We start from the raw sequence: 11,733 nt of genomic DNA on the forward strand, positions 1-11,733 counted from the left end.
GGGGAACTTATTATGCATTATAATAGTTAGGTGAAATGATCTGGTTTAACTTCCAAGGTTAAATAAAAAAAGCTATCTCGATAAAGATAGCTTTTTTTGGTAGAATATTTTAGGTTTTCTTTAAATTCCTGTGTAATTACTAGGTGTTATCTGCAATAATTCTGCTCTAACAGCATCAGAAACTTCTAATGTTGCAATAAAATTATGAATTGCATTTTTGTCGATTGCTTCATTGGTTCTAGTTAAACCTTTTAAAGCTTCGTATGGATTTGGATATGCTTCACGACGTAAAATAGTCTGGATGGCTTCTGCTACAACTGCCCAGTTTTTTTCTAAATCTTCAGCAAATTTACTTTCGTTTAAAAGCAATTTGTTCAAGCCTTTAAGAGTGGCTTCAAAAGCAATAATAGTATGTCCGAAAGGAACACCAACATTACGTAAAACAGTACTGTCAGTTAAGTCACGCTGTAATCTCGAAATAGGTAATTTTGCTGCTAAATGTTCTAAAATAGCGTTTGCAATTCCTAAGTTTCCTTCAGAGTTTTCAAAATCAATTGGGTTTACTTTATGCGGCATTGCCGATGAACCAATTTCTCCTGCTTTGATTTTTTGTTTGAAATAATCCATTGAAACATACGTCCAAATGTCACGATCTAAATCGATAATAATGGTGTTGATTCTTTTTAAAGCATCAAAGAAAGCAGCAAAATGATCGTAATGCTCAATTTGAGTGGTTGGGAAAGAATGTTGTAAACCCAGATTAGATTCAACAAATTTATTTCCGAATTGTTTCCAGTCAATTTGCGGATAGGCTACGTGATGCGCGTTGAAGTTTCCTGTTGCACCACCAAATTTAGCCGCAAACGGAATATTGAATAACAAGCGCATTTGTTCTTCAAGACGCTCAACGAAAACCAAAATTTCTTTTCCTAAACGTGTAGGAGAGGCAGGTTGTCCATGCGTACGTGCCAGCATTGGAATGTCTTTCCATTCTACACTTAATTCTTTTAATTTAGAAATTACAGAAATTAATGTTGGCATATAAACTTGCTCAAACGCTTCTTTTGTAGAAAGCGGAATTGCTGTATTGTTGATATCTTGAGATGTTAATCCGAAGTGAATGAACTCTTTGTATTGAGATAAACCTAATTTTTCAAAAGCATCTTTAATAAAGTATTCAACCGCTTTTACGTCGTGGTTGGTTACTTTTTCAGTTTCTTTAATCCAAAGTGCATCTTCGGTTGAGAAGTTTTTGTAGATGTTTCTTAAACTTTCAAATAAAGAAGAATCAATACCTTGTAATTGCGGTAATGGAATTTCGCATAAAGCAATGAAGTATTCAACTTCAACTAAAACACGATATTTTATTAAAGCTTCTTCAGAAAAGAAAGGTGCTAAATTTTGAGTTTTATTTCTATATCTTCCGTCAATTGGCGATATAGCATTCAATTCGTTTAGAGTAGTCATTGTTATGTTGTTTTTCGAAAGGTGCAAATATAAGGTATTGTTAAAACTTCTGAAAGCTATATTCGGCCTTAAATTATGGTTTTGAAAATTTTATCCCAGATGGTAAAGTAAAAACCAAAATTTCGGGATTCATTTTTATGATGATCGTTATGAAATCTGGTAGTCGAAATCCATTTGGTAAAATAATTTTGATACCAAAAAGAAGGAAAAATATCGGTTTTCAAGTGACCAAATATTCCGTAAGACAAATTCAGAATAAGATACGTTATAATACTCAGATAATTAAATTTTAAGATCGTAATTAAAAACAGCCAGATAACTCCAAATCCCAAAGTTTCAATAGGGTGAAGTACATACAAACTGTAGACATTGGTTTCGACATGCGTATGATGCAGTTTATGAATTGGATACAGCCATTTTAAATGGTGAACCAGATAATGAAAAAGAAACATTAAAAGATCCATTAACAAAATCAATAAAAGCGTATCGAAAAAGATAAGCTTTATAGATTCTGAAAAATCTATTTTTAGAATTCCGTAATGATATAATTCGAAACCTAATAAGGTTATGAAGGTGTTGCAAATGAGTGTTAATAAAACCCATTTTTGGTCTTTGCTTTTTAAAACGGTATTTTCTGGTTCGAAGATTTTTCCAATTAAAACGGATAGAATTATTAGCGCTAAGTTTTCGATTAAAAAGAAAACAAAGAGCCAGAATGCGTTTAATTGTGCCAACTGTTGTAACCAGCTTTCAAAAATCATGTTGTTTTTCTAAGTTCAATAAACTATTCCTTAAATCTGCAACTCCTTCCGAAGCAAATTTTGCGATGGTTTCTACTTTATTTCGAAGATTTGGAATGGCAATGGGTTTTGGATCAATATAAAAAACTGGAGTTGTACTTGGTGTGTAAGCAATTAATCCCGCTGCTGGATACACTTGTAACGAAGTCCCAATTACAGCAAAATAATCAGCCGTTTCGGTTATGTCAATTGCTTCTTCGAGTGCTGGAACTTCTTCTCCAAACCAAACAATATGCGGACGCAGTTGATGTCCGTTTTTATCCAAATCGCCTGTTATTAAATCTTCTGTCCAGTCTAAAATGAGGTTTTTATTCTGCGTGCTTCTCACTTTTAATAATTCGCCATGCAAATGGAGAACGTTTGTACTTCCTGCACGTTCATGTAAATCATCAACGTTTTGAGTAATAATTTGTACCTCAAAATCGTTTTCCAGTTCGGCTAAAATCTGATGTCCTAAATTAGGCTGTACTTCTTTTAACTGCTGGCGTCTTTTGTTGTAAAAGTCTAAAACCAAATCTTGGTTTTTATACCAGCCTTCTGGAGTTGCCACTTCCATTACGTCATGTCCTTCCCATAATCCTTCGCTGTCGCGGAAAGTTTTAATACCGCTTTCAGCACTGATTCCGGCTCCAGTTAAAACAACAAGTTTCTTTTTCATTCTTACTTTTATTAAAAGATAAAAATAGTAATTTCTGTATTCAGATGGTTAGTAATAGATAGGATTTGTATTATTTTTTTAAGAAATAAAGCGTATTTCTACTCGTTGTACGTCTTTTTAAATTATTTAGTTTTAATGCCAGATTAGAGAAAGAAAATTCCCAATGATTTTAATACAATTTACAGGTTTATCGGGTTCAGGAAAAACTACACTAGCACAAAATGTTAGGCAGCTGTTAATGGAAAATAATTACAATGCTGAGATTGTGGACGGCGATGTGTACCGAAAAACAATTTGTAAAGATTTAGGATTTTCTAAAGAAGACCGCTGTGAAAACGTGAGACGGCTTTTTAATGTGGGGCGAAATTTAATCAGCGAAAATAAAATCGTCTTAATGTCGGTTATCAATCCATATGAAAATCTTCGGAATGAATTACGTTCTTTTGAGTTTGTGAGAACTATATTTTTAGATTGTTCAATTGCTAATTTGATTGAAAGAGACCCCAAAGGATTGTATAAAAAAGCACTGCTGCCAGACGATGACGAGAATAAAATTAAAAACTTTACCGGAATCAGCGATGTTTTTGAAATTCCGCAGAAAGCAGATCTAATACTAAAAACAGATTCTGAACCTGTATCAGTTTCCACTCATAAGCTTTACCATTTTATAGTGAATAGCTTGGTTGCTTCTGTTTGATTCAAAGTCTTTGTTAATTTGTAAACTTTTGCTTATTTATTTAACAAATTGGCTTTTATAAATTTATATATTTACCTAGTAAAATATCCTTGTTAAATTTAATCCTGTAAGCGTATGAATCCTTCTTCCTGCCAGCTGCCGATTTCTTTTTCAATCGAAAAATTGCAAAATGATTTAGTAACCTGCGAAACCAATTTATGGACACCGCATTTTAATACCTATCGGTATGAAGGTAAATGGACCAGTGTTTCCCTGCGTTCGCAGTCAGGATTAGAAACCGATATTCTTTCTTTTCCAGATAAAGAATATAAAAATACGCCTCTGCTGGACAGCTGTCCTTATTTTAAAGAAATAATGGATTGGTTTCAATGTGAAAAAGAAGCAGTGAGATTATTAAGACTTGGACCTGACAGCGAGATTAAAGAACATGTAGATAATGATACTTCTTATGAAGATGGTTTTTTTAGAATTCACGTTCCTATTATCACCAATTCTGAAGTATATTTTTATGTCGATCAAAAATTAGTTCCTATGAAAATGGGCGAGTGCTGGTACGCAAATTTCCAATTGCCACATAGTGTACAGAATAAGAGTTCTGAGCCAAGAATTCATCTCACACTAGATTGTATACGAAACGAATGGTCTGATGCATTGTTTGCTAAAATGGGTTTTGATATACATTATAAACCGCCAACAGAATATTCAGACGAGGTTAAAAAGCGAATGATCGAAGAGCTTTCTAGAAATCCATCGGATATTAATGCTGCACTTATTGCTAAACTTCAATCAAATTTAACTGTATAAAATGGAAAATATTCAGAACCCTGTTGCCAATTGGATTCCGGTAAAATTAATCGAACAAGAAAATCAAATTTATTTTGAATGGATTTATTTGTCAGATATTCTATTTGAAGAACCTTTTTTTGATGAAACAATTGCAAGATGCAAAAGTCATAGTTACAATTCTAAACGGGTTAAATTAATAAGTACAGCAGAAAATTTGATTGAATGGTCTAAGGATTTAGATTTTGTTGCATTAAAATCACTGGTATTTCATGTTTCAAGATGTGGTTCTACAATGTTGAGCCAGTCTTTGGCGACTTCAACAGAAAATATTATGATTTCTGAAGCGCCTATTATTGACCAGATTTTAAGAAGTGACGCTTTTGGTCTTGATAGCAAAACGATTTTACTGGAGTCGGTTATGAGGTTCCTGGGACAAAAAAGATTTCCAGAACAAAAATACCTGATTATAAAACTCGATGCATGGAATATATTTAACGCGTCTTATTTAAGATCTATTTTTCCAGATGTTCCTTTTGCTTTGCTGTACCGCGATCCGTCAGATGTTTTAAAATCACATCAAAAATTAATGGGAATGCACATGGTGCCAAATTTAATTCCGCCAAGTGTTTTTGGAATTACTCAAAAGGAAATCAACCAAATTAGTTTTCAGCAATACGGAGCTTTGGTTCTGGAAAAATATTTTCAAGGTTTTCTGGATTTTTATGAAACCGACGATAATGTTACCATGCTGAATTATAATGAAGGAATGAAAAATGTTGTGGAGCGATTTGTGACATTTATAAATGCCGATTATTCTGAGAATGAAAAAGAGGCCATGTTTGACCGTTTAAAACACCATTCTAAAAATAAACAAGCTGATTTTAGCGGAGATTCTTATAAAGATGATGTTTTGTCGGTAGATTTAAAACAAGCGAATGTACTGCATGAGAAGCTAAATGAAAAATTTAGCTGTTATTTACATCAGTAACTTAAAATAAGTATTTAAAACTAAATACTTATTTTTGGCATCAAAAAATAAAAGTGTCTTCAGAATTAAAAGTAAAAATTAAAAGAAGTTTTTTAGATTATAAGCGAAATCTTCATCTTCACCCAGATTTTATAAAGTTTGAAGATAAAGATTTAGCTAATGATGACTCTACATTTTTTAAAGTAAACGAAATAAAAGAATTTCGTTACGGCATTACTTTCTATCAATATAAATTTGTTTTTGGAAGAGAATATCAATTGTTTATTAAGAATTCCAATAACAAAATATTAAAAATAAATTTCAATACATATTTAGGTATAAAGAAACATGAATGTCATGAATTATATTCTAATATATTGAATTCTCTATGGGATTTATATTTTAAAGACAAAACACTTTCTTTTATCGAAAAATTTCAATCAGGTGAATCTTTCTTGATTGGAGATGTAAATATTACTCAAGAAGGTGTTATTATTGAAGTTTCTAAACTTTTCAAGCAAGAAAAAAAACTTATTCTTTGGCACGATATAGCTGTAAGGAAGTACAATACCTATATTTCTATTTATTCCAAAGAAAATTCTTTAGATTTTAATCGTGGCTATTCATATAAAAATGATTGGAATACATTTGTATTGTATAATGTTATTAATAATATAATTGAAAATAAAAATACTAATTAATGATTGATTTAGATTACCTCGCCTTTTTAGAAAATATATTGACAGAAAACAGAAAGAGTAATTTCTTAAAAGTATTAGAAAACCGCACCAAACATTTTACAGTTGCTGTTGAAGATGTGTATCAAATGCATAATACGAGCGCGGTAATGCGTAGTTGTGAGGTTTTTGGAATTCAGGAACTGAATGTAATCGAACAGCGTTTTGGTAAACGAATTGATAAGGAAATTGCTTTAGGCGCTCAGAAATGGGTTGATATTAATAGATTTGATTCAGTTTCAGGCTGTCTTTCTGATTTAAAAAATAAGGGATATCAAATTATTGCCACAACTCCGCATGAAAAAGACTGTATGCTGGAGGATTTCGATATTTCAAAACCAAGTGCTCTGTTCTTCGGAACAGAAAAAGAAGGCTTGTCAAAAGAAATTATGGACAATGCAGATGGTTTCTTAAAAATACCCATGGTTGGTTTTACAGAGAGTTTGAATATTTCGGTTTCGGCAGCAATTATTATTCAGAATTTGACGAACAGACTTCGCCGATCTGATATTGATTGGAAATTGACCGAAGAAGAAATTCTGGTAAAACGTTTGGACTGGGCCAAAAATTCAATTAAAGATATTAAACGAATAGAAGCCCGTTACTATCAAGATAATCCGCAATAGAATTCCTTCAAGGTTTTTTAAACCTTGAAGGTATGTTTATGTTTGATCATCTAAAAACCTTGCAGGAGATGAAATTACCTCTTTAAAAAAAGAATAAAACCTAATATACTCACAATTAAAATACTCAGTGCAGCCAATACTGTCGCCAGATCACGGATATTTTTTCCTGCCCAATCCATAAATAAAAATTTATGTAAAATGGCAAAAGAATATCCTTCTACACGATCTGAGTTTTTAACCACAGCAGCAAGTCTTGAAGTTGAAGTTTCTATAAAATAAGTCGTTTTCTCAGGTGTATCATAAGCCAGTTTTACAACAGGAAGTCTTTTGTTGACAAAACCATATTCCCGGCTTTCAAAATCATGTAAAACTTTTGATTCTAATAATTTTGTGTTTTCCAAAGAAGGCTGAGGTTCTTCATCTGAAGTTTCGGTCATTTCACAACAAGATCTTTTTGGCGCGCCATCCGTAAAATAAAAAGCTAGAAATTCCGCATATTCCAAATCAAGATTAGGAATTATTTTATTTGAAGCCGCATTGATATACAGAATTTCCGATTTTGAGTTTTCATTTTTATTCCACTTAGAAGCTGATTTTGGTTTTTTAAATCTTCCAGTTTCTTTTTCTGCCAATTGACAGCGAAAATAAACAGAGTCATTTAAGGTAATAAGACTCACGTTCTGAAAACGATTCCAGTCGACGTTAAGTGTATTATTTGCTGTTGCAATTTCTTTGGTTACAAATGTTGGTTCGTAAACCATCTGCGAAAGCATATTCGGAGACCATTTTGTGGTAGTATGATATGCGCCGCTAAATGCGAATGTTAACGTAAAAAGAGAAACCCAGATTCCAATTTGGCGATGGTACTTTCGAAGTCCTTTTTTAGGTTGCAGTGAATCTGTTTTTTTGAACTGTTTCCATAATAAACCATATATTAAAATACCGCTTAAGGCAGAAAATCCAATAATCGACAACAGAAAAATCATGGTAATAATTCGTACGCTGTTGTTCGAAATAGCATCTATAAATGACCAGTTATGAAAAGTATCAAATAATGAAATGAAAATTTGTCTTGAAACCGGATTGTACGTGGCAAGTTTGCTCGATGATGTTTCTACATAAATCTGCATTTCATCTGGTCGATCAAAAGTGATTTTGTAAACTGGAAGATAGCGGTTTACATATTTGTACTGCGAAGTAAATTCGGTTAAAATTTCACTGTTTTTGACAAGACTTTTTTGGTCGTCCAGAAAATAGCGCGAAAGCCATTCGGCATATTTTTGATCTCCGTTTTCTAATTTTTGGGCATTTGAAGTGTCAAAATAAACCAATTCACCAAAAAAGGTTTTTACCTGATAATAGGTTTTATTATTGAAAGTTACAATTCTGAAGTTTTTAAATTGTGTCAGCTCGTTTTTTAATAATACGTCCTGAATAGAATATTTCAGCTGACTTTTATCAATGATGTATTGTTCTATTTTGTCATGTGCAATTTCAGGTTTGAAAAAATGCGCCATAAACGGGTGCATCAAACCAGAAAGCGTCCAGAAAATTACGGGAACAACCGTAATCAATCCAATAACACGATGCCATTTGTACATGTGCTGTTTGATCTTTTTTATGAACTTAGACCCAAAAGATTTCTGGTTCTTCTTCGAAGATTTTTTATTCGTTTCTTTACTCATTGGTTTAGTTTTTTGACCACTCCCAACTGTGCTGAGAGTGGCTAAATATTATTTTTTTAATGAAAAATTATACTGAATTCCAAATACAAATGTTCTTGGCGCCGCTGCAGTATAAGTTGGCTGTGCATTTGTGGTATTAGCTCTCGATACATTGTAAGCATACAATTTATCAGTAAGATTTAAGACATTTCCGTAAACCTCAATTTTTCTCCATTGGTAGCCAATTCTGGCATTGAATATATTATAACCTGAATACTTTACGGTATTAATCTGATCCTGATAGTAACTTCCCACAAGCTGCCATTCTAAAGAGGTTCTCAGATTTGGAAGCCAATTTGGGTAATAACTTACTTCTGAATTTCCTGACCATTTTGGTGCAGCCGGCATTTCTTTGCCATTTAAATCTTGAACAGGATCTGTTGGTTTGTCTGAAAGTTTAAAATCGATATAAGTATGTTGTGCATACGTTCCACCAAGACGAATATTGAATTGTTTTGAGGGTTTGTATGAAGCTCCAAACTCAATTCCTTTGTGGCGTGTTTCTCCTGCAGAACGATAATCTGTTGAGTTGTCAGGTAGTTTTATGTTTAATAATTCATTTTGGCCTTCCATATAATACAAGGCGTAGTCAAAGTTCAGTTTATTTTCTAAAAAAGTAAGCCATCCGCCAATTTCATAATTGTTAAATTCTGCGGGTTTAAGGTTGTAATAAAAATCAGCTGGAACACCAGTTGTACCACCTGTACCTGGTTTTGTTCTAAAAATAGATGTAATTCCCGGAGGCGCAAATCCTTGTGAATAATTCCCGTAAAAACCTGCAAAATGTACAGGATTGTAGTTGATACCTGCTTTAAAAGTAGTTTTGTCGTATACTTTGCTTCCGCTTGAAAGGTCAAGTGCATTATCATAGTTGACTTTCATATTATCGTAACGTCCGCCAAGCGTTACTATTACTTTCTCGATTGGATTAAAACTAATCTGAGCATAACCTGCTGTATTGAAGATGTCTGCAGTATAATCGGCTAGTTTTGAATCAGGATGTTCAGCTATAATTTCGTATGAATCTACGGTTTGTTTTCCGGGTTCTCCCGGATTTAAATTGGCTTTTAAATCGATTACATACGACCAATACGTTACAGGAGAATAATCATATAAAGCTCCGGCTACAATTTTGGTATTCAAGAAATCAAATTTTTGAACGTGCTGTCCAATTGCACCATAGCTTTTAAAGTTGTTTGAGTTTACCTCACCTTTTGCTGTTGTAGGATTTACGGTTGGACTCCATTTAATTCCGTATGACGGGTTTTGTCCTAATTTATTATCGCGTAAATAAACTGTAATGTAACTGTTTGAGTTATCGTTCCAATCGTGCTCAAGCGTTAAACGAGTACGTAGAGCATCAGATTTTCTATACGTAAAATTAGAAGTGCTTTTGTACGTTCTATTATTAAAAGCATCTTCGTTTACAGTTCCACTCATATCCGAATAGTATTTCCCATACATAGTATTGCTTATCAATCGGGTAGAAAGTGAAATGTTGTAATCGATTCTGGCGTTTAGGTTGTCTTTGTTGTAATCTGAATACGTCATCCAGCCATTTTCTTGTAAACTTGAAATTCCGGCAATATGAAATCCGACTTTTCCAATTGTTGCTCCTCCAGCGGCTTGAAATCTTCTGTAACCGTAATTATCAGCCTGAATTCCAAATTTAAATTCAGGATCAACAGGAGGTTTAAGCGAAATTAAGTTAATCGTTCCGCCTACTGCTTCTGGTCCGTATAATGAAGATACTGGACCTTTTACAACTTCAATACTTTGAAGGTTAAATTGGTTGATTTCTAATAGGGCATTGTGATTAAAAATTCCCATTGGACGAATAGGCAGTCCGTCTTCCAAATACAAATAATAAGCATTTGTAGTCATAGGCTGTCGAATAGACATCATGTGTTGTTCGTTACCTAAATTGACCATTAATACACCGGGAGTTTTGTTTACAATTTCGTAAACAGCTGTCGCTTTGGTTTCATTGATCGTTTTTGCCGTTAATTTACTAATGGCAACTGGAGTTTCTTTTCGTTGTGCAGCTGTACGATTTGCGGTTATAAAAACATTTTCAAGTTCCTGCGATTTTGTTGTGTCCTGCGCTGTTTTGTTTTGTGCAAAAACACATTGCCCTATAATAAAAAGGGTAAAGAATATTTTTTTCATTTTAAATTCTATAAATTTTAAAAAGTATTGTGTGTTCTCAGATGCTTCATCTTTGAACAGGCTTAATTCATAAAGCCTAATTAAAATTTATATGAAATAGGATGGAGGATGAAATGCAGGAATTGAAACCCCTATTGGTTTTTTATGGAAAGAGCTGTAAATTTTTCTTTTTGGTTCGGCTGGTAATGTCAGTTCGAAATTATTTAAAACGAAATTTTGAATGTAAACTACTTCTGTTTTTTCTTTCAGATTGTTTTGCATTCTTTTCTCGTTATCGGCATATTTTTTTAAACTTTTTTGAAGTTCGCATCGTCCGTTACAGCTGTTAAACATCATTTTTCGCTGTACGCAGATGGTTTTAGAAATTTCTTCCTGATTTAACTTGAATGAGGTATATACAAAGAAACTGCCAAAAGAAGGTACTAATAGCATACAGGAAAGAAATAGAATAAATAATCTTTTCACTTTGGGTTTCTGTTGTTTTAAATAATTTGATTCTTATTGTGCATAACTAAATTTGAGATTTAGATATAGGCACTTATGTATTCGATGTTTTTACACAGCGAAATTTATTCAATTAAAAAATTGAATTAAGATTTTAAAAAATTATATAAAACAGGATGGAGGGCGAAATGCCACAACAGTAATCGAAACAGGTTTTTTATCTGCACTTGCAAAGTTTTTTGCAGCAGTTTCAACAGGAGCGACTAAAGTATATAGGGAAGTATTTGTATTCTGGATGTAAACAATCTCTGCTTTTTCTTTTAGATTGTCTTGCATTTTCTTTTCGTTGTCGGCGTATTTTTTTAAGCTTTTTTGAAGCTCGCATCGGCCGTTGCAAGTATTGAAAACCATTTTGCGCTGCACGCATATTGTTTTCGAAATTTCTTTTTGATTTAATTTGAAAGAAGCATAAATGAAGACCTTACCAAAAGACGGCACCAGAAGGGTAATCGAAAGTAATATGATAAAAAGTTTCTTCAAGAGTGAATTTCTATGTTTCAAATGCAAAAGTACATTTAATTCGTTTTTATCATAAACTTATTTGAAAGTTTTTTATAAAAAAAATCCCCGATAATTATCGGGGATATTTAAGTGTCGT

Annotated in this window: 12 protein-coding genes; 5 read left to right on the top strand and 7 right to left on the bottom strand. The window is 32.9% G+C overall.

Annotated elements, in window-relative coordinates; all coding sequences use genetic code 11:
• Positions 1–120 precede the first annotated feature (120 nt).
• From purB to J0383_RS16165, 3 genes are all read right to left on the bottom strand, one after another.
• Positions 121–1,467 (bottom strand): adenylosuccinate lyase, encoded by a 1,347-nt coding sequence (gene purB / locus J0383_RS16155; RefSeq protein WP_207295016.1) that lies wholly within the window; start codon positions 1,465–1,467, stop codon positions 121–123.
• 68 nt (positions 1,468–1,535) lie between these two features.
• Positions 1,536–2,228, bottom strand: a complete 693-nt coding sequence (locus J0383_RS16160; RefSeq protein WP_207295017.1) for a sterol desaturase family protein — start codon at positions 2,226–2,228, stop codon at positions 1,536–1,538.
• The gene (locus tag J0383_RS16165; protein WP_207295018.1) at positions 2,218–2,925 is read right to left on the bottom strand and encodes an SIR2 family NAD-dependent protein deacylase; all 708 of its coding nucleotides are present in this window, start codon (positions 2,923–2,925) and stop codon (positions 2,218–2,220) included. The genes J0383_RS16160 and J0383_RS16165 overlap by 11 nt, the downstream gene beginning before the upstream one ends.
• A 163-nt stretch (positions 2,926–3,088) precedes the next feature.
• Here J0383_RS16165 and cysC point away from each other — a divergent pair, with 163 nt between their 5' ends.
• From cysC to J0383_RS16190, 5 genes are all read left to right on the top strand, one after another.
• Positions 3,089–3,622, top strand: a complete 534-nt coding sequence (gene cysC / locus J0383_RS16170) for an adenylyl-sulfate kinase (RefSeq protein ID WP_207295019.1) — start codon at positions 3,089–3,091, stop codon at positions 3,620–3,622.
• A 114-nt stretch (positions 3,623–3,736) separates the two neighbouring features.
• Positions 3,737–4,426, top strand: coding sequence for an aspartyl/asparaginyl beta-hydroxylase domain-containing protein (locus J0383_RS16175; protein ID WP_207295020.1), 690 nt, complete (start codon positions 3,737–3,739; stop codon positions 4,424–4,426).
• 1 nt (position 4,427) lies between these two features.
• Entirely contained in the window at positions 4,428–5,396 is a 969-nt protein-coding gene (locus J0383_RS16180) for a sulfotransferase family protein (RefSeq protein ID WP_207295021.1), read from the top strand.
• 53 nt (positions 5,397–5,449) lie between these two features.
• Positions 5,450–6,076 carry a hypothetical protein gene (locus J0383_RS16185; RefSeq protein ID WP_207295022.1) on the top strand — a complete coding sequence of 209 codons (627 nt, stop codon included), beginning with the start codon at positions 5,450–5,452 and terminating at the stop codon, positions 6,074–6,076.
• Positions 6,076–6,738, top strand: coding sequence for a TrmH family RNA methyltransferase (locus J0383_RS16190; protein WP_207295023.1), 663 nt, complete (start codon positions 6,076–6,078; stop codon positions 6,736–6,738). The genes J0383_RS16185 and J0383_RS16190 overlap by 1 nt, the downstream gene beginning before the upstream one ends.
• A gap of 74 nt (positions 6,739–6,812) precedes the next feature.
• Here J0383_RS16190 and J0383_RS16195 read toward each other — a convergent pair whose 3' ends face one another.
• The 4 genes from J0383_RS16195 to J0383_RS16210 form a co-directional block, all read right to left on the bottom strand.
• Positions 6,813–8,423, bottom strand: a complete 1,611-nt coding sequence (locus J0383_RS16195; protein WP_207295024.1) for a PepSY-associated TM helix domain-containing protein — start codon at positions 8,421–8,423, stop codon at positions 6,813–6,815.
• 48 nt (positions 8,424–8,471) lie between these two features.
• Positions 8,472–10,631 (bottom strand): TonB-dependent receptor, encoded by a 2,160-nt coding sequence (locus J0383_RS16200; protein WP_207295025.1) that lies wholly within the window; start codon positions 10,629–10,631, stop codon positions 8,472–8,474.
• A gap of 87 nt (positions 10,632–10,718) precedes the next feature.
• Positions 10,719–11,063: a hypothetical protein gene (locus J0383_RS16205; protein ID WP_207295026.1), complete on the bottom strand. Its 345-nt coding sequence runs from the start codon at positions 11,061–11,063 to the stop codon at positions 10,719–10,721.
• A gap of 174 nt (positions 11,064–11,237) precedes the next feature.
• Positions 11,238–11,615: a hypothetical protein gene (locus J0383_RS16210; RefSeq protein WP_239023085.1), complete on the bottom strand. Its 378-nt coding sequence runs from the start codon at positions 11,613–11,615 to the stop codon at positions 11,238–11,240.
• Between the last annotated feature and the right edge of the window lie 118 nt (positions 11,616–11,733).

Source organism: Flavobacterium endoglycinae (assembly GCF_017352115.1).
GTDB classification, from domain to species: Bacteria; Bacteroidota; Bacteroidia; order Flavobacteriales; family Flavobacteriaceae; genus Flavobacterium; species Flavobacterium endoglycinae.